This is a genomic window from Fibrobacter sp. UWB15, from assembly GCF_900177705.1.
Lineage (GTDB): Bacteria > Fibrobacterota > Fibrobacteria > Fibrobacterales > Fibrobacteraceae > Fibrobacter.
This window is the reverse complement of sequence record NZ_FXBA01000003.1, coordinates 131,679-150,940: the sequence shown is the minus strand read 5'-3', so window position 1 is coordinate 150,940 and position 19,262 is coordinate 131,679. Positions and strand designations below refer to the sequence as shown.

Annotated in this window: 14 protein-coding genes; 8 read left to right on the top strand and 6 right to left on the bottom strand. The window is 50.8% G+C overall.

The features are described 5' to 3' along the window. The first annotated feature begins 131 nt into the window (after positions 1 to 131). Both B9Y58_RS06865 and B9Y58_RS06860 read left to right on the top strand, forming a co-directional pair. Positions 132 to 1,013, top strand: coding sequence for a DMT family transporter (locus B9Y58_RS06865; protein ID WP_073054998.1), 882 nt, complete (start codon positions 132 to 134; stop codon positions 1,011 to 1,013). 130 nt (positions 1,014 to 1,143) lie between these two features. After that, positions 1,144 to 1,410, top strand: coding sequence for a hypothetical protein (locus B9Y58_RS06860; protein WP_073055000.1), 267 nt, complete (start codon positions 1,144 to 1,146; stop codon positions 1,408 to 1,410). A gap of 17 nt (positions 1,411 to 1,427) precedes the next feature. On the opposite strand, the gene B9Y58_RS06855 is transcribed toward B9Y58_RS06860, so the two are convergent. Beyond that, the gene (locus tag B9Y58_RS06855; protein ID WP_073055002.1) at positions 1,428 to 3,791 is read right to left on the bottom strand and encodes a sodium-translocating pyrophosphatase; all 2,364 of its coding nucleotides are present in this window, start codon (positions 3,789 to 3,791) and stop codon (positions 1,428 to 1,430) included. A gap of 96 nt (positions 3,792 to 3,887) precedes the next feature. On the opposite strand from B9Y58_RS06855, the gene B9Y58_RS06850 reads away from it, so the two are divergent. The 5 genes from B9Y58_RS06850 to prfB all read left to right on the top strand — a co-directional run bounded on the left by B9Y58_RS06850 (position 3,888) and on the right by prfB (position 9,721). Next, the gene (locus tag B9Y58_RS06850) at positions 3,888 to 4,409 is read left to right on the top strand and encodes a nitroreductase family protein (protein ID WP_073055004.1); all 522 of its coding nucleotides are present in this window, start codon (positions 3,888 to 3,890) and stop codon (positions 4,407 to 4,409) included. Positions 4,410 to 4,514: 105 nt separating this feature from the next. Then, positions 4,515 to 5,759 carry a fibrobacter succinogenes major paralogous domain-containing protein gene (locus tag B9Y58_RS06845; RefSeq protein WP_073055006.1) on the top strand — a complete coding sequence of 415 codons (1,245 nt, stop codon included), beginning with the start codon at positions 4,515 to 4,517 and terminating at the stop codon, positions 5,757 to 5,759. Between the two features lie 21 nt (positions 5,760 to 5,780). Next, positions 5,781 to 7,367 carry an FISUMP domain-containing protein gene (locus tag B9Y58_RS06840; RefSeq protein WP_073055008.1) on the top strand — a complete coding sequence of 529 codons (1,587 nt, stop codon included), beginning with the start codon at positions 5,781 to 5,783 and terminating at the stop codon, positions 7,365 to 7,367. A 236-nt stretch (positions 7,368 to 7,603) separates the two neighbouring features. Further along, positions 7,604 to 8,614, top strand: coding sequence for a peptidylprolyl isomerase (locus tag B9Y58_RS06830; RefSeq protein ID WP_073055012.1), 1,011 nt, complete (start codon positions 7,604 to 7,606; stop codon positions 8,612 to 8,614). Continuing rightward, positions 8,614 to 9,721, top strand: a protein-coding gene (gene prfB, locus B9Y58_RS06825) for a peptide chain release factor 2 (RefSeq protein WP_109639718.1) whose coding sequence is annotated in 2 segments (ribosomal slippage) — positions 8,614 to 8,685 and positions 8,687 to 9,721 — 1,107 coding nt in all. Because the reading frame shifts where the segments join, the coding sequence is not laid out codon by codon here. The genes B9Y58_RS06830 and prfB overlap by 1 nt, the downstream gene beginning before the upstream one ends. Before the next feature lie 159 nt (positions 9,722 to 9,880). On the opposite strand, the gene B9Y58_RS06820 is transcribed toward prfB, so the two are convergent. Further along, positions 9,881 to 11,545 (bottom strand): diphosphate--fructose-6-phosphate 1-phosphotransferase, encoded by a 1,665-nt coding sequence (locus B9Y58_RS06820; protein ID WP_085534894.1) that lies wholly within the window; start codon positions 11,543 to 11,545, stop codon positions 9,881 to 9,883. A 161-nt stretch (positions 11,546 to 11,706) separates the two neighbouring features. Here B9Y58_RS06820 and B9Y58_RS06815 point away from each other — a divergent pair, with 161 nt between their 5' ends. Next, the gene (locus tag B9Y58_RS06815) at positions 11,707 to 13,317 is read left to right on the top strand and encodes an FISUMP domain-containing protein (protein ID WP_073055014.1); all 1,611 of its coding nucleotides are present in this window, start codon (positions 11,707 to 11,709) and stop codon (positions 13,315 to 13,317) included. 115 nt (positions 13,318 to 13,432) lie between these two features. On the opposite strand, the gene B9Y58_RS06810 is transcribed toward B9Y58_RS06815, so the two are convergent. The 4 genes from B9Y58_RS06810 to B9Y58_RS06795 all read right to left on the bottom strand — a co-directional run bounded on the left by B9Y58_RS06810 (position 13,433) and on the right by B9Y58_RS06795 (position 19,202). Further along, on the bottom strand, positions 13,433 to 15,787 hold the full coding sequence (locus tag B9Y58_RS06810) for a CotH kinase family protein (protein WP_083532249.1): 2,355 nt from the start codon (positions 15,785 to 15,787) through the stop codon (positions 13,433 to 13,435). Between the two features lie 261 nt (positions 15,788 to 16,048). After that, positions 16,049 to 16,780: an aquaporin Z gene (aqpZ, locus tag B9Y58_RS06805; protein WP_073055018.1), complete on the bottom strand. Its 732-nt coding sequence runs from the start codon at positions 16,778 to 16,780 to the stop codon at positions 16,049 to 16,051. Positions 16,781 to 16,929: 149 nt separating this feature from the next. Next, positions 16,930 to 18,717, bottom strand: a complete 1,788-nt coding sequence (gene aspS / locus B9Y58_RS06800; protein WP_073055020.1) for an aspartate--tRNA ligase — start codon at positions 18,715 to 18,717, stop codon at positions 16,930 to 16,932. Between the two features lie 83 nt (positions 18,718 to 18,800). After that, positions 18,801 to 19,202 carry a DUF2442 domain-containing protein gene (locus B9Y58_RS06795; protein WP_073055022.1) on the bottom strand — a complete coding sequence of 134 codons (402 nt, stop codon included), beginning with the start codon at positions 19,200 to 19,202 and terminating at the stop codon, positions 18,801 to 18,803. Between the last annotated feature and the right edge of the window lie 60 nt (positions 19,203 to 19,262).

Below are 19,262 nucleotides of genomic sequence, written 5' to 3'. Positions count from 1 at the left end.
TTGTTCTGTTTTTTGGGACGCAAAGATAGAAAATTTTGTTTTACATTTGTTGTTGGTTTTTGTTTTTTTGAGAAAAAAAGAAGTAGTCTGCTATCTTTAATAATGTTATTTCTATTTTATCGGTATTGAATATGGTTGATCGTGTGATTGCCTCTCTCAAGGGTTTTATTTTTGCAGCCATTTCGGCTATTTGCTATGGCACGAATCCGCTGGGTGCGCTCCATTTGTATGCACAGAACTATTCGCCCGAGACGGTGCTTTTTTACCGATTCTTTACGGCGGCGCTGTTGCTGATGCTCGTCATGCTTTCCAAGGGTTCTCGCTTTAAAATTTCGTTTCGCGAGTTCCGCATCTTAGTCGCGTTCGGCTTCATGTTTGCCGCGAGTTCACTCACGTATTACGCCTCGTTCAAGTACATGGATGCGGGGCTAGCCTCTACGCTCTTGTTCCTTTATCCGCTCGAAGTCTCGGTGCTCATGGCGGTTTTCTTCAAGGAAAAAATCAAGATTTGGACGGTTGTATCTATTGCGGTTTCTATGGCGGGCATTGCCCTCTTGTACCGCGGGGGAGATGGCGCATCGCTCAGCACGGTGGGGTGCCTGCTCGTGTTCCTGTCGTCCATCAGTTACGCCATTTACATGGTGATGGCAAATCGCATCAACTTGCAGATGGGTTCGGTCAAGATGACTTTTTACGCCATTTGCTTCTGCCTTGTGTTTTTGCTGCTTTATTCCGTGACGCTCGGTTCGGGCCTCCCGCCGGTGTTTACGCAGGCAAGTTCGTGGGGCTGGGGCTTTATGCTGGGACTTGTGCCGACGGTGCTCTCGCTCATTTTCATGGTGAAGGCGGTGCGTATCGTGGGTTCTACGCCGACGGCGATATTGGGCGCTCTGGAGCCCGTGACTGCAGTGACGATAGGCGTGACTGTCTTTGCCGAAACGCTGACGACACGCATCATGGCGGGCATCATCTTGATCCTTTGTTCCACCATTTTGATTGCCGTAAAGAAATAACCCTTTAATTCCTGTCTACTTGTACTTTCGCTTCGCTCAAGTACCAAATGCTCGGCTCGGCCATGTTCAAGTAAACTTGACCGCGGCTCTCACCTTACGCATTTGTCCTACTATTTACTATATTACCGATATGCAGTGCACATGCTCCGTTTGCAACAAGGAATTTAACGACAAGGTGGGGATGTCCCCGCTAGAAAGCAACCTTGCTATCCGCGTCCGCAACAAGGTCGGGAACATTTGTCCGGAATGCCGTGCAGAAACATGCAAGACCAAGCGCGGTCGCTGGCGCATGTTCTTTTATGACCTGAAAATCGGGCTGCTTTGCCTGTTGCTGCTGTTGCCCGTATTCCTGCTCTTTGCGGGAATTATTGTCGTACTTGCGCTTTATGTGCTATAAAGCTTGAGTTCGTTTGGCTAGAGTCCGCCGACCGCGACAATGACACCTGCGAAAACGAGACTCACCATTGTCATCAGTTTAATCAAGATGTTCAGCGAGGGGCCTGCGGTATCCTTGAACGGGTCGCCTACGGTATCGCCGACAACGCCTGCCTTGTGACAATCGGAGCCTTTCCCGCCGAAGTTACCTTTCTCAATATATTTCTTGGCGTTGTCCCAGGCACCGCCTGCGTTGTTGAGCATGCAGGCGAGCGAGAATCCGCAAGCGAGCCCACCGGCGAGCAGGCCGAAGACGCCCGCGATTCCCATGAACAGGCCAACAACCACCGGAACAATGACAGCGAGGAGCGACGGCAGGAGCATTTCGCGCTGGGCTCCGTGAGTCGAAATTTCAACGCATTTGGCGTAGTCTGGCTTGCCCGTTCCTTCCATGATGCCGGGAATTTCCTTGAACTGGCGGCGGACTTCCTTGACCATGGAAGAGGCTGCGCGGCCGACCGCCTTGATGGTCATGGCGCAGAAGACAAAGGCCATCATGCAGCCGATAAAGAGGCCGCCAAGAAGCATGGGGTTCATCAGGTTCAGGTTGAATGCGTTCATGAAATCGCCGAACGAAGCGTCTGCAATTGAGAGCGCTGCAAGCGAACCGTCGCTTGCGATGGCTTTGATGCCGCCTTCTAGAATTTGCCAGTGAGTGTTGCTTGTAGTCGCTCCAGAAGTAAGCGCGGTAGAACTGCTGAAGAAGGTGACGTTGCCGAATTCGAATGCGCCGTCGTGGGCGAATTTGCCGAGCCAGAGCTTGATTTCTTCGACATAGGAGGCGAGGAGTGCCATGGCGGTAAGGGCTGCAGACCCGATGGCGAAACCCTTGCCTGTTGCTGCGGTCGTGTTGCCGAGCATGTCGAGTTCGTCGGTACGTTCGCGGACTTTCTTGGGAAGTTCTGCCATTTCGGCGTTACCGCCCGCATTGTCGGCAATGGGCCCGAAGGCGTCTGTTGAAAGCGTGATGCCGAGGGTCGAAAGCATACCGACGGCCGCGAAACCGACTCCGTAAAGCCCCTGCGAAATGTTTTCGAAACCGCCCGCAAAACCGAAGGAGGCGAGAATGCCGAGAACGATAGTGATTACCGGGAGGGCGGTGGAGTACATGCCGACCGAAATGCCTTCGATGATGGTCGTGGCGGGGCCCATCTGCGTGCGCGAAGCGATAGCGCGGGTGGGCTTGTAGGCGTCGGAGGTATAGAACTCGGTAAACTGTCCTATGATGACGCCAGCGGCAAGGCCTGCGACGACAGATCCGAAAATGCCCCACGAAATGAGTCCCAATTTGACAAAGACAAGGAGCGCCAAAAGAATAAGAATCGAAGATCCGAGCGTTCCGACGAGAAGGGAGTGCAAGAGGGATTTGGTATTGGCGTCATCTTTGGTGCGCACCATGAAAATGCCGACAATCGAAAGAACAATGCCTATTGCCGCGACAAGCATCGGGGCGATGACATGGTGCATACTCATGCCGGGAAGGGCCGCGCCGAGGGCCGCTGTCGCCAAGATGGATCCGCAGTAAGATTCGTAGAGGTCTGCGCCCATGCCCGCAACGTCTCCGACGTTATCGCCGACGTTGTCGGCGATGGTGGCGGGGTTACGCGGATCGTCTTCGGGAATTCCCGCTTCGACTTTACCGACCAAGTCAGCGCCGACATCGGCCGCCTTCGTGTAGATACCCCCGCCAACGCGGGCAAAGAGCGCCTGCAGCGAGGCTCCCATGCCAAAGGTCAGCATGGTGGTTGTCACTTCGGCCATCTTGGCGTGCCCGAAAGCGGAATTCGTAATCAAGCTGTCCGAAAAATCCATCGAAATCTTGCTTGCCAGGGTGGCTCCCATGCCGAAAATATTATGGTCGTAAATGAAGTTCAGAAGGTAGAACCAAATGGAAATGTCAAGCAGGCCGAAACCGACGACAATGAGGCCCATGACCGCGCCGGAACGGAATGCTGTGACGAGTCCTTGGTTCAGGCTCTTGCTTGCGCCGGCAGCCGTTCTGGAACTAGCCTGCGTTGCCGTTTTCATGCCTAAAAATCCGCAGAGCCCGCTAAAGAAACCGCCGGTGAGGAATGCGACCGGAACGAAGGGGTTCTGGATTCCGAGAAACGCTAGAACCACGAAAATAAGGAACAGAATGGCGAATACGACCGAAACGGTCCTGTATTGTCGCTTGAGGTAGGCGAGCGCCCCTTCGCGGACATAACCCGCAATTTCAATCATGCGCGGCGTTCCTTCGTCCATTTTCATCATGGATTTGAAGAACAGGAATGCCGCTACAAGGGCAAGGATTGACGCTGCCGGAACAGTGTACCAAAAACCAGGAATGCTGAATGTTTCCATAAAAGACTCCTTTGATACCGTTTTTGGGGCGGATTTCTATATAAATCTATACTGAAATTGGCAGAAAAGAGCGAAATAAAATGCTAAAATTATGATATGAAATTCGAAGAACTCGTCAAAAATCGTTACAGCTGCCGCAAGTTCAGCGACAAGGCTGTGGAACCCGAAAAACTTTCCCTCGTGCTCGAAGCGGGTCGCCTTTCTCCGACGGCCGTGAATGGCCAGCCGGTGACCGTGAAGGTGCTCAAGTCCGAGGCCGCCATTGCCAAGCTCCGCGGCATTACCCGCATGGCCTACAACGCCCCTGTGGTGCTCATGGTCTGCTACGACAAGGACAAGTGCTATTCTCCCGTGACTTACCACGACGATTTTGTGAGTGGCGACATGGATTCGAGCATCGTGACGACTTCGATGATGATGCAGGCAACCGACTTGGGCCTTGCGACCTTGTGGGCCCGTGGCTTCAACGCCTCTGAAATTGAGAAGGCCTTCAACTTCCCGGAAAATCTCAAGCTTGCTTGCTTCTTGGATGTGGGCTACGCCGACCCTGCCGAAGGCGGCCCTTCGCCGAGACACCCCGTGCGCAAGCCCATGAGCGAATTTGCCGAAGAAATTTAAAATAGAGTGTCATCCTGAGTGGAGCGCTGTCATTCTGGAGCCGAAGGCGATAGAATCGGGCGAAGTCGAAGGATCTCTAGAGAAATTATACATAAAAGATTTTTTATGCGTTTGATTTTTATTGCTTTTGTACTTGCTGTCTTCTTTTCTGCTTGTGGGGATAGCGATAGCTCCAGTGCTCTTTATAATACAGATATAGAATACGGAGCATTGACAGATGCTCGCGATGGTCAGACTTATAGAACGGTGCCTATCGGGAACCAAGTCTGGATGGCTGAAAATCTCAATTACGCATCGGATGCTAGCTTTTGTTATGGAGATGACCCTGAATATTGTAAGAAATTCGGTCGTCTTTATACGTGGAGCGATGCCCAAGATGTTTGCCCCGCAGGATGGCATTTGCCTAATCGTGCGGAATGGTGGACTCTCATCGTAAATGCGGGCGGTAGAGGAGAAGCTAAGCATACGTTGAGATCAACTTCGGTATGGTATAAATTTTCTGATACAAGTGCTGTGGCGACAGATAGCTATGGCTTTTCTATTCTTCCTACGGGGTATAAGCATGTGAATGAAGGTTATATTTTTGATAATCAATCCGTTGCTGATTTTTGGTCTGCTTCAGAAGATTATGCTGACGAGGCGAATGCATTTTTCTTTTATGTGGGCTATAATTATGGACCGGGCCTTGACAGCATCAGTAAGCTAAACGCTTTCACGGTGCGTTGCCTCCAGGATTCGCCTGATGCAGAGTTGAGAGAAGGCTCGTTGACAGATGAACGCGATGGACAGATTTATAAAACGGTTGTCATTGGCGCGCAAACGTGGATGGCCGAGAATTTGAACTATGCCACGGATTCTAGCATGTGTTATCTGATCAAACCGGAATACTGCGATGAATATGGCCGCCTGTACAAATGGGTCGATGCCCAAAATGCTTGTCCTGCTGGTTGGCATTTACCCGATACCACGGATTGGAATGAACTCTTTTATGCCGTTGCAGGATGGGAACTTGCGGGAGAAGTGCTGAAATCAATACCCTACTGGCAAAGAAGCAGCTGGTCTTTTAGGGAGCTTAGGGATCTCTATGGATTTTCTGCGCTGCCTGCTGGAAAATGGGTTAGTGAGATTCCGTATTCTTATCTTGTAGGAGCAACTTCGGTTGATAGAGGCTATAGCGGCGATTTTGACGGCGAGGGAAATCTCGCTGTGTTCTGGACTGCCACGGAGAGCTTGGATAATATGGCTTACCAAGTTTCAATAATCCGAGATTATTCTGATTATTTAGGTGCGCATATGGGGGCTTATTATGACAAAAGTAATGCCTTTTCTATCCGTTGCGTAAAGGATTAGTCGGGGTTTTCAGAAGTAAATATGCCTTGGTTTTTGAGTTACGGAGGTTTTATGAAGAGTTTTCTTTTTGACATGAAGTGCGTGACAATCGTTTGTTTGTTTTTCGCTTTCATTGCTTGCGATGGCAGTTCATCGTCGCCGAATGACGACTCGCTTGCAGAGGAATCTTCATCAAGTAGCAATAATGCGGGTTCAACGACAAAAATGTCTTCTAGCGAAATCCGCGATATTATTGGATTGTCGTCAAGCAGTGATTTAAATTCAGCTTGTAAAAATGGGCACCAAAGTTATCCATCGAAATATATAACCGGTACTTTGACGGATTCTCGAGATGGACAATCATATGAAATTCGTAAAATCGGTAATCATTGGTGGATGGAAAAGAATTTAAACTTTGCCTATTTGCATCCAACAGATTCTTTGGACTCAAGTAGTTTTTGTGTTAACGATTCTCTGGAATATTGTAATAAATATGGTCGTCTGTATTTGTGGAGTGCGGTCATGGATAGTTCCGGTGCCTTTTCTACGGATGGTTCGGGGTGCGGTTCCGGTGCAGATTGCGCTGCGGTTTATCCAGTAAGGGGAGTTTGTCCGGAAGGCTGGCATATACCAGAACAGAGAGAATTTGCGACTCTTTTTTATGCCGGCATCAGTTCTTTTCCGGTGGAATACAGTGGGCTCCGTGTAACGGCGGTTGAAACTGAATATAAATTTGTTTTGAATTTTGACGGGGAGGTGGAACATAGCGTTTTCGCAGATGACGCAAGGGCGTATATCTGGAGCTCTGAAGTCAATGGTAATGAAGCTATGACCCTGGTTTTCCATAAGACGACGTATTGGAATGCTCCTCAATACTATGATAATACAATGAAATCATGGGGGGCGTCTGTTCGTTGCGTTCGTGATGAAGATTGGATGACCGATACGGTCCCCTTGGTTGCAGAGTGTGGTGATCAATCCTATCTTGAACCGTGCGAATACGGCTCGCTGACGGATTCTCGGGATGGTCAAACGTACAAGACTGTAAAAATTGGAGACCAGTGGTGGATGGCGGAGAACCTGAACTATCGTTATTTACAGCCGACAGATTGTGAAGATTCCTCTAGTTTTTGTTATTACGATGAAGATTGTTCAAAATATGGTAGGCTTTACTTGTGGAGTGCGGCAATGGATAGTTCAGCCGTTTTTTCAAAAAAAGGATCGGGGTGTGGTGACTATGCAGAATGCTCTGTTGATTATCCTGTTAGGGGTGTTTGTCCGGAAGGTTGGCATTTGCCCTCAAGTATGGAACTGGAACAATTGGTTTCTACTAAGGCTACATCGCGGTCGGGATTGATTATGAACTCGGAGCCAGGAACGCTTTTAAAAGGTGGTGGTTGGAAAAAAGGTAGTGGAATTGATGCTTTCGGTTTTACGGTCTTGCCAGCTGGGTATAGATCTAGGGGAGAACAATATTATAACAAAGGTCAAAGAACCTGTTTTTGGAGTTCAACCTCTGATGTGATTCATTTGGCGAATGCAGTTTGTTTTGGGGAGGGCGATGGTGTAGATTTGCGGGGTGAAAAGAAGGAACTGTCGTATTCGATTCGCTGCCTAAAGGACAACTAATCAGCGAACTTTTGGGTTTAGAACTGCTATTTTACTATATGGCACTCCTTCGGAGTGCATATAGTATGGCTCGGCCATGCCAAAAACATAATGTTTTTGTCGCGGCTCTCGCCTTTTGACGCCTATGGCGTCCGTGGCTTCGGATCGGCAATATGGGCAAACAAGTTTGCCCATGCTGGGCTCACCTCGCACACTTTTTCTATATTTACACCGGAAAATTTTAAAAAGGAATAAAAATGCGTTCTTTTAAATTTGTTTCTCGCGGTATCCTGACGGTCGCTCTGGCCGCAGGTGTCGCTTCTGCTCAGTTGTTGAATTCCAAAAGCATGGATGTAATCCGTGTGGAAAAAGTCGGTATTTCTGCAGGTAAAATCGATAGCCTCGCCAAAATGCTCGGCGAACAGCAGCTCCGCGGCAAGAAGATTGATGACAAGACCATGACCCAGCTCCGTTATGCCGTGATCGACAATCTGGTCGGTCAGGAACTCATCAAGCTCGAAGCCAAGAAGATGGGTATCAAGGTTTCTCAGGGCAAGGTCGACAGCTTGACCAAGCTCTTCAAGTCCCAGTTCCCGAGCGAAGACGCCTTCCAGAAGGAACTCAAGAAGTCTAACACCACCATGGCCCAGTTCAAGGAAAAGATCGAAGACCAGCTGAAGAGCGAAGCAATTCTCGAAAAGAAGGTGCCGTATCCGAAGGATCCGACCGAAAAGCAGAAGGAAGCTTTCTGGGAACTCAACAAGACGAAGGTGGCCATTAACGATTCCATTAGCGGTGCCCGTATCGTGATTTACACCAAGGGTAAGTCCAAGCAGGAAATCGAAGACGCCAAGGTGATGTTGCAGGGCCTTGCCGCCCAGGTGCGCAGCAAGAAGGCTACGTTTGCTCAGCTCGCTGCCATGTACAGCGACGACCAAACCGCCAAGAAGACTGGTGGCGTGATGGCTAAGTTTGTTGCCAAGTCCAAGGGCGATGCTTTTGTGAAGGCCGTGAACAAGGTCAAGGTCGGCGAAATCACCGAACCGTATACCGACAAGGACGGTATCGCCATCTTCATGCTGACCGAAAAGAACGACGGCAAGTACGAAAGCTACAAGCACCAGATCGACTACATTCTGCGAGTGCAGGCCGAACAGGACCGTCAGGCTCAGCTCAAGGCTTACCTCGACGGCCTCGGAAAGGTCTACAAGGTGCAGTACCTCGATGCCAAGTACACTCCGCCGCAGGCTATTGGAGCTGCTAAGTAATGGCATTCAATACGACGCACACCGGGCTGATCGACTTGCGTACGCGCATCGACAAGCTCTGGGGGTATCTTTGACTTAGAAGCCAAAACCGAAGAACTCTACGTTTTGGAAAAGGACTCCGCCGACCCGAACCTGTGGAATGACCAGGAAAAGGCGCAGGCCATGATGAAAAAAATCGGCAATCTGCGCGCCCTGCTGGACTCGTGGAAAGAAGTCTCGCAGAGCTGCGATGACCTCGCCGAACTTTATGAAATGAGCAAGGCGGAAGAATCCGCCGATTTGACGGCATCGATCGATTCCGACATCGCTGAACTCAAATCGAAAATCGAGGCGATGGAATTCAAGAAAATGCTGAACGGCCCCGATGATGCCTGCAGCTGCCTGATGTCCATTCACCCGGGCGCAGGTGGCACCGAGTCGCAAGACTGGGCGCTGATGCTCTTCCGCATGTATACGCATTTCTTTGAACGCGAAAACATGGACTTCAAGGTGGTGGACTTCCAGGAAGCGGAAGACGCCGGCCTCAAGAGCGCGACCATCGAGGTCACTTGCGAAAACGCTTATGGGCTCCTCCGTTCCGAAATCGGCGTGCACCGCTTGGTGCGCATCAGCCCGTTCGATGCGAACGCCCGCCGCCACACGAGCTTTACCGCCGTGTACCTGTACCCCGAACACGAAGACATCGAATTCGATTTGGATATGGCTGACGTGCGTGTGGATACTTACCGCAGTAGCGGTGCCGGTGGCCAGTACATCAACAAGACGGATTCTGCCGTGCGTATGACTCACTTGCCCACGGGCATTATGGCGAGCTGCCAGACCGAACGTAGCCAGATCCAGAACCGCGAAACCTGCTACAAGATGCTCAAGACCATGGTCGCCGAACATTACCGCCTGGAAGAAGAAGCCAAGCGTGATGCCCGTATGGCCGAAAAGAAAAAGGTCGAATGGGGTAGCCAGATTCGTAGCTACGTGCTGCAGCCTTACCAGTTGGTGAAGGACTTGCGCACCGGTGTGGAAACTTCGGATACCGCAGGCGTGCTCGACGGTAAAATCAAGCCGTTCATCAACGCGTACCTGCTGAGTACAAGCGAAGGGCAGAAGTGACACGAAAGTGTCATCCTGAGCGAAACGAAGTGAAGTCGAAGGATCTTTAGTAGACAATTAGAAAGTGGCGGGCGAAAGTCCGCCATTTTTAATAATTGTTAAAAACAAAAATATCCCTCGCAAAAATGCGAGGGACTTAAGTTTTAGACGAAGTCTAAATTATTTGACTTTAATGGCGCCGCGTTCCAGCTTAATCGTAAAGTTGGTCACGTCGCAAACTTCGCTCGGACCCCAGTACTGGATCGGACCCGGATAGGTGTAGGATTCAGTCTTGGCCCAAACTTCGCGGTTCTTGGCGAAGAACTTGAACGGAGCACCGTCGAGTTCAACGAGAGCCTTCTGAATCACCGGCTTGTCGGCACCGTGACGACGTTCGATGTTCATCATCATGGTGATAGGAATGCCACCGGCAGTCCACTTTTCGATACCCTTCGTGAGGTCACGCACAGAGCTCATGTAGCCGTTCATCTTGTTGAAGGCGAGCACAGAAGCGGTGTAACCGAGGCTGTAGCAGTAGTCGGCGTCGAAGTTCGACGGAGCGGCGCAGCGGCCTTCGTAACCGAAGAAGTGGTTGAGGGCGGAGAACTTGCCCTTGAAGTTCTTGCGGCTCTTGAGTTCCTTCTTCACCATTTCGATGACGAGCTTTTCGGTTTCGATGAGGGAAACCTGCACGTTGCCGTGGCTGTCGCGGTCGAGCATCAGCTGGCCCTGAGTGGTGGAGGGGAGGCTCTTGAGGACTTCGGCAGAAGCCTTGGAAATCCAGTTGCAGAGCTTTTCAACCTTGGCGGCGGTGTCGAGGCCTTCGACTTCCTTTTCGTGGTGGGCGAGGGCTTCGGAGAGTTCGGAAATGAGCACGCCGACATCCGGGATGAATTCGAGGAGGCCTTCCGGAATCAGGCAGACGCCGAAGTTCTTGCCGTCAGCAGCACGGGCAGCGACGATGTCTGCAACGTACTTGATGACCTGTTTGAGCTTCATCTTCTTGGCCTTGACTTCTTCAGAGATCAAGCAGATGTTCGGATGGGTCTGGAGAGCGGCTTCGAGAGCAATGTGAGAAGCGCTACGGCCCATGAGCTTGATGAAGTGCCAGTACTTCTGAGCGGAGTTGGCATCGCGCATGATGTTGCCGATGAGTTCGGAATAGGTTTTGACGGCAGTGTCGAAACCGAAGGAGGTTTCGATGTATTCGTTCTTGAGGTCGCCGTCGATGGTCTTCGGGCAGCCGCAAACCACGCAGCTTGCGCCGTTGGCCTGGAAGTATTCACCGAGAACAGCAGCGTTGGTGTTGGAGTCGTCACCACCGATAATCACGATAGCGTCGAGCTTCTGAGCCTTGGCGACAGCCATGCACTTCTTGAACTGTTCTTCAGTTTCGAGCTTGGTACGGCCGGACTGGATGATGTCGAAGCCACCGGTGTTGCGGTAGGAGTCCATGATCTTTTCGTTGATCACGATGAACTTGCCGTTTTCGAGGCCAGACGGACCGCCGAGGAAGCCGAGGAGCTTGGAATTCTTGCTGATGCTCTTGATACCGTCGAAGATACCTGCAATCACGTTGTGTCCACCAGGAGCCTGGCCACCGGAGAGCACCACGCCCACGTTGAGGGCCTTACCGGCTTGAGCCTTGGTAGCCTTCTTCATGGAAATGTAGGGAGCGCCGTAGGTGTTCGGGAACAGAGCCTTGATCTTGGCCTGGTCGCGCACAGATTCGGTAGCCTTACCCTTGTTGAGAGAGACCTTGAGAGCGCCGTCGCGGAGAGCGGCGGGGAGTTTCGGCTGGTAGGCCTTGCGGGCCTTGCCGAGGACGGACAGATTGTCAGCCATTGTATCTTCCTTTTGATTTTTCGACGGTTCGCATGTTGCAACACACATCGGTTTTCGGGTTAAAAATTACGAGAGTAAATATAGTAAAAGGCGAACTCCACGCCAATACTGAAATTGAAAATCTATATTTGATGTGAATTATAAAATATGAGGTTAGGATTATGAAAAAGAGCATTCTTGCTTTATCTCTTTCCATGGCATTTGCGACAAGTCTTTTTACTGCATGCGGCGGTAGCAGTAGCGATGCCGACGATTACGATGGCTATAATCCGTCTTCGGGGCGTTCTGGTGGCAAAGGTGAATTTTTCAAGACGGGATCGATGGTCGACCCGCGTGATGGGAAAACTTATAAGACGGTAAAAATTGGCGATCAGGTGTGGATGGCTGAAAACTTGGCCTTTTACGATACGCTAGGGATTCCTGAATTGGCGAAGGCTCCGTCCAATGATTATAGCGGCTGGTCCGGAGACATTATGCCTGTTGCTTCGATTGCCGATTCAGAGGAAACGCCTGCCGCTAAGGAACCTTCGGGCCAGACATACACTTACGATGCCGCAATGAATTTCGGTTACTATAGCGATACCTCTTATAACGATGGTATCTGTCCGCCGGGTTGGCATTTGCCTGTCATGGCGGAATTCGATGTGTTGAAGTCCAATGTGCTACTGATGTGCGATTCTACTTTCCCTTGCGCAAAACTTGAAGACGGCTGGAAGAGTACCGAAACGTTCTGGACGAGTACTCCGGCGAACGGTGTTCGAATCAATTTGGATTACGGCTATTCTTACAGATCCAATTCTTACGATGCCGTTTCTTATACGGTGAATGTTGAAAATTATGATGCGTTTGTCGCTGATTTCTCGGGTAAAACAAGCAAATTGAATGTCCGCTGTGTTCAGGGTGCCGTTTTGGACTCTGTTTCGGCTTTAAAATCCTTTATGGCAGTTCGAGAAAAGAATATAGAGGCAATGCGTTTAGCCGATTCTGTATGGCAGTACATCCAGAGAGGTGCCAAGAATTATTTTAACGATTCTCTTGAATACAGCTATTTTACGGATCCGCGAGACGGCAATGTTTACGGGTATCTGAAAATCGGTAGCTATTTCTGGATGGCCGAAAACATGCGCTATACTGTTGGTGATGCCTTTTGCGATTCTTACCTCAAATGCAATGCCAGTTCTCATCAAGATACTCTTTCGTATTTTGACATTGGACTTTCTTATAATGCTTCCGAAAAAGCTTCCGTATGTCCGGACGGATGGCATTTGCCTTCTAAAGAGGAATGGCTTGACTTGAGGGCTGCTTCTGAAAAGAATGGTGATTTCTTTGGTAATGACGGAATGTGGGATCTTTCAAGGGTGACGCCGACCAATTCGACGGGCTTCACCATGCTGACGACAACTTACAGAAGTGCTCGTGAGAGAAGCGCGTTCAACGAGGCTGCTTTTTGGGTGAGAAACGATTCCCTTTATGTTCGCTTGAAAATCGATACGGTTTACATCGATGATCCTGTGGAAGAAACCATTGTGGTTGCTGTGCCTGAGGATTCTACGGCGGATTCCTTGGTGGTGGCCGATTCAACGGTTGTTTCGGATTCTACGGCTGCCGATTCGTTGCCTGAAGTTCCTGAACGTAGGTTTACTCTCGATACGACGCGTACTGAATTTCAATATTATTTCTACTACGAATATGACTGGATGGGAAGTTTCGGTTTGCAGACGACCTCTTCTAGCTATGATTCGTTCAGCGTCCGTTGCGTCAAGGACTACTAATCGTTAGACTTTGTAAGGTTGCTCGGCTCTGTTGTATTGAAGCAAGAGCGTGATATTATAAAAAAGGTGGAAACGTTGTGTTTCCACCTTTTGGTTCATATGAAAAGAGAAATGCTTACTTGAACTGAGCCGTTATGTTCGTATTGCCGCTGATGTCAATCAGGCGCGGGTTGGCGGTGTTGCCATCGGACCATCCGCTAAATACGCTGCCAGCCGAAGGAATGGCTTGGAGCTGCATCTGCATCCCGGTAAAGAACTTGCCTTGGTAATTGCTGCTCGGGAGCTTCATGCCTTCGACAAGAACAGAGCCGTTTCCGCTTGCAGAAATGCTCACGGTTGCTTCGCCCTGGAGACCGAAGTAGTTACCCAATTCCTGTCTAAAGGTTTGCGTGCGGTTTTGTGCGAATTTTAAGAGGTCGCTACCGCTGGGAGACCAGTTGAATGCCGACTGATTGCGTGGCCAGCGCTGTTCGTCGCGTTGCTGTTCGGAACTCGGAATCATGGCAGCCATAGTCTGCACCGCCTTCTGGACCTTTTCGTAAGTCAGGTAGTCGTTTAGGAGAATGCAGCCCTGGTTGATGAACAAACGTTTGAAATCGGGATTGGCCAAAAGTTTTTTGAGCATGTTTCCGATGGTGGTATTTGCGCCGCCCATGCCGAAGCCGCCACCCCAGCCGCCGCCCATGCCGGGCCATTGACCTTGTCCGGGATCTTGTCCGCCCGGTTGCCCATTTCCCTGACCGTTATCCATGGTGGCGCTACCCAGTACCCACTGGAACATGTTGTGGCTTTCGGTATCGAATCCCGTAATGCCAGGAGAGAATCCGTAGCCGTGGTCGACGTCGAAAATCATGAATTTGAACGGGATTCCTTTTTCGGGGCTGCCCCAAGCGCGGATGTTATTGTTCGGCCAGTCGCCGTTATGAATATACATTTCGGCAATCATGTACTGGGCGAAACTGCTCACGTTCATTTTTTGCTTGACTTCTTCGTAAGACGGATTGTTTTCTCCAGCGAAGTTTCCGCTGGTAATCATGTTTGTCAGCTGGCCAAATTCTGCGCTCGAGGCTCCATTGGTGCCGCTGGGCGCCCATCCGTTGACGCAACCGTCGTCTCCGTTGCTGCAGTTCTTGACCACGTTAATGGATTTAGAATCAATGCCATAATTTGTTTCTACAAAGCTCCTGTTCAGGCGTTCGCGCAAGTCGTGAATGCCGAAGTATTCGCCGTTGTAGAATACCACCACTTGCAAACTACGCTGGTAATCTACTTCGGTGCCTTCCATCAGGCTTACAAGCATCGGGTCGCCAAAGTAGTCCGTCCAGAAACGGTTACCATTGTTGCGGAGGTTAAAGCTCTTCATCTTCTTTGCTTCGGGGCGAGTCTTGAAGAATGAATACTTGAGCACCTTGTCGCCGTAATCGTCGTTATCCATCTTGATGGCGACACTCTTCTTGGGTTTGTAGCGGCTCCAGTTTCCGATAATCGAAATGCCTGCGTCAATTTCCCAAGTCTTTTCGGTGGTGGAGCTTCCTTTTTCGAAGTATTCCACGTGCACGGGGAGTTCGGTGTCTTTCCAGAAGTTTGCCTGTTGGCAGGGCTCGGTGCATTTCGGGTTGTTGTTGTCCGAAACATTGCCTCCGCCAAAGTTCATGCCGCCGGGCATGCCGCCCATGCCGCCTCCGTTCAAGTCACCAGTTGCGTAAAGACCCCTGGAAGAGTCGAACATGTCGGTGTGATTCACGGTCAAGGCCACCACAGGCATCGAAACCTTTTCGTTGATAAAGTATGTCTGCGTAGTCGTATCGGCCGCCTGACCGTTCACGAATTCAGAACAGCGGACAACGGTGTTTTGCGTGATCTGCTTGGCCTGAGTGATAGATTCAGAATTCTGGGTGGGGAAGGAACCGTCAAAAGTACACTTGATCTGGCCACCCTTTTGCGGGGTGGGCGGTTCAATCGTCAAGTTGGAATAGAATCCAGCCTTCGGGAGGAACGTTTCCTTGGCCTTGTGGTTATCATCGTATTCCTTGAGTCCGCTCGACGATGATACGGGTTGAGCAGCCGAAGAAGTCGGAATAATAGGATTCTGGTTCGGAATATTTGGGTCTGTCGGATTTGTGCCAGAATCCGTCGAGGCGCTAGATACGCCCGGATTGGAATTACCCTGGTTGGGATCGGTGATGACTACTGGAATTGTGTCGATTACGCCGGTGTTGGGGTCGGTTACTTGAATGGCGGGAACGGTTTCGCCTGTGTTAGGATCGACATAGGGAACAGTCGGAATAGATTCGCCGGTATTGGGATTAACGTAGTCGCCAGTAACAGGATCGATATAAGGGTCTGTAATCGGAGTTTGTTCACCAAGAATGGGGTTGGTGACAGGATTGGATTCTTCTGCCTTGTCGGAACAACCGATAAACAATGCCCCGGCGACCGCGAAAGGTAAAAATGCAACTTTTTTATTCATAACAAGTCCCTGGCCTAAGGCCACTTACCCTCAACACCGTAGGTTAAAGTAACAAGATTTATTTCAAAAAGGGGTTTGTTAATGCATTCTTTACAGTTTTTTGTTGCTGTTTGATGTAAATCACAAACGTTTAAAAAATTCACGGGGTGAATTGTTCCGAAAAACGGATTTCTTGAAAAATTTCGTTAATTATGTGTAAAAAATAAATGCCCGGACGGGGTGTCCGGACATTCAAAATCAGCTTAAAAAGAGGCCGAAAAATTACTTCTTGCAGCACTTGCATTCGGCGATGCACTTATAAGCGATACCGCCGATTACGCCACCGAGAATCGGGGCTACCCAGAATAGCCAGAGCTGCTTGATGGCAGCACCGCCAACGAACACAGCCATTGCGGTAGAGCGGGCCGGGTTCACAGACGTGTTGGTCACCGGGATTGAGATGAGGTGGATGAGCGTGAGGCAGAGGCCGATCGCGATCGGGGCAAAGCCTGCAGGTGCGCGACCGTCGGTAGCGCCCATGATCACGAACAGGAAAATAGCCGTGAGCACGGTTTCAATGAGGAATGCGGAGAGCATGCCGGAGGTCTTGCCGCCAAAGGCGTTCAGGCCGTCCTTGAGGGAATCGGACCAGCCGTTGGTAGCGAATGCGCCGATACCTGCGTTGGTGAGGTCGGGCTGGGCAATGCAGTAGAGCACGGCCGCCGCAATGATACCGCCGATGACCTGGGCCACGATGTAGGCCGGAGCTTCCTTAGCGGGGAAGCGGCCGCCGGCAACCTGACCGAGCGTGACAGCCGGGTTCAGGTGGCAGCCCGAAATGTGACCGATGGCGTAGGCCATGGTAAGCACCGTAAGGCCAAACGCGAGCGACACGCCCACGTAACCGATACCGGTGGTCGGGACGCCGCATGCGAGCACAGCTGCACCGCAGCCGCCAAACACAAGCCAGAAGGTGCCGATCGCTTCGGCAATAGCGCGAGTAGTAAGTTTCATTTGAATTTCTCCATATTGGGGGTTAAGAGTCTGTGGTTAAGATACAAAAAAATGCCCCGCGAATTGCGGGGCACTGCTGTAATATCAGTCAGAGGAAGTTCTCTTGCAATCAGCCAACAGTACCCTGTCTACTGTCTACTTCCTACTGTCTACTTCGCAGCCTTCGGCATCTGCACGGAGATGTGAATGTCCTGCAGCTGCTGGAGGTCCACTTCGCTCGGGCACTGGTCCATCGGGCTAGAAGCACTGGTGTTCTTCGGGAACGCGATGTAGTCACGGATAGATTCTTCACCTTCCATGGTAGCGACAACGCGGTCGAGACCGAAGGCGAGACCGCCGTGCGGAGGAGCGCCGTACTTGAAGGCGTCGACGAAGAAGCCGAACTTGGTCTTCACCTGTTCTTCGGAGAGACCGAGCAAGCGGAACACCTTTTCCTGCACTTCCGGGTTGTGAATACGGATAGAACCACCGCCGATTTCCACGCCGTTCAGAACAAGGTCATAAGCTTCAGCGTTGCAATCCTTGAGGTTGCCACTGAGCATCATGTCCAGGTGTTCCGGAAGCGGGTTGGTGAACGGGTGGTGCATAGCCATGTAGCGGCCTTCGGTGTCGCTGTATTCGAACATCGGGAATTCGGTAATCCACACAAATTCACGCTTCTTCGGATCGCGGAGACCCTTGATACGGGCAACTTCCAAGCGGAGCTGACCCATAGCGGTTGCAGCAACCTTTTCGGGGCCTGCGATGAAGAACATCATGTCGCCGCACTTAGCGCCAACAGCGTCGCGGAGTTCGTTAAGTTGTTCGGTAGTAAAGAACTTGCCGACCTGAGTTTCCACTTCGTCATTTTCCTTGACGCGCATCCACACGAGGCCCTTGGAACCGTATTTGCCCACGTAGGCGGTGAGTTCGTCGATCTGCTTACGAGTGAAGTCTACGCAACCCTTGGCAGCGATACCGCGGATCTTGCCACCGGCGGCAACGCAGTTCTTGAACACGCCAAAGTTGGACTTTGCACCGATTTCGGACACGTCGTGAATTTCGAGGTCGAAGCGGAGGTCCGGCTTGTCGCTCCCGTACTTGAGCATGGCTTCTGCCCACTTCATGCGGCGGATGTGGCGCGGCGGTTCGAAGTTCCAAACCTTACCGAGAACTTCGGTCACGAACTTGTCGAACATTTCCATGACTTCGTCCTGGTTCACAAAGGACATTTCGACGTCGATCTGCGTGAATTCCGGCTGACGGTCGGCGCGGAGGTCTTCGTCGCGGAAGCACTTGGCAATCTGGAAGTAGCGGTCCATGCCGGCAATCATCAAGAGCTGCTTGTACTGCTGCGGAGACTGCGGAAGGGCGTAGAACTTGCCCGGGTTCACGCGGGACGGCACGAGGTAGTCGCGTGCGCCTTCCGGAGTGGACTTGCAAAGGCACGGAGTTTCGATGTTTTCAAAACCGTTGGCATAGAAGAAGTCGTACACGGCCTTGAGGAAGCGGCTCTTGAGGAGGAGCTTCTTCTGGATCCACGGACGGCGGAGGTCCAGGTAGCGGTACTGCAGGCGGAGGTCGTCGTTTTCCTTGCATTCTTCGTTCGGGTCGTTAATGGCGAGCGGAGAGGTGAGGGCGGCGTTCAGGATTTCGAGCTTGTCAGCCTTGACTTCGATTTCACCCGTGGCGAGCTTTTCGTTGGTGTTGCCTTCTTCGCGGGCGTAGACCTTACCAGTCACGTAAATAACGTATTCGTTACGGAGCTGTTCGGCGGTCTTCAACACGTCGGCGTTGTAGTCCGGGTTGAAAACGATCTGGGTCTTGCCATACTTGTCGCGGAGGTCAACGAAAATCACACCACCATGGTCGCGGCGGCGATCCACCCAACCGGCGAGTGTTACGGTCTGGCCAACATCTTCCTTGCGAAGTTGGCCGCAGTTATGTGTACGTTTCATGGTTGTATCCTTGAAGATAATTTTTCGGGCGAAAATGTAGAAAAATCCGAACTAGTATGTCATCTCCAAAATGACTTTTTATCTTAAATAGACAAAAGCTCGTTTGCGATTTTGTGAATTTCATCAAGGATTGCTTTTTTACGTTTTTCGGAAGGGTGCTTTGATCCGTTCATGTAAGCGGCCATTAGAGATTGCTGTATGCCAAGCCTGCGAGCAACCTCGGACATGTTTATGGGCTTTAGCTTCGAATAAAGCTTTAGTGGGAACTGCTTTGGATTGAATATGGATTCGAATGAAATGTCTTCGTCGAGGTCGTCCCAGCGGAGACCTTCGAATGAAATTCTGTAATCAAGGCGCTGTTTTGGGGTGGCGTTTTTTAAGCGTTCGAAATCTTTATAGTGCAATGTCGCGAGCCTGCCGTCTTTTGCGGTAAGCTTTAACCCGTTGCTTACTGGTTCTATTTTTTCTATTTCATCACGTTGCATTTACAGCTCCATGTTTTTGAAAAACCGTACCCATTCCTTTTCAAAGTGTTCCTTGTTTTT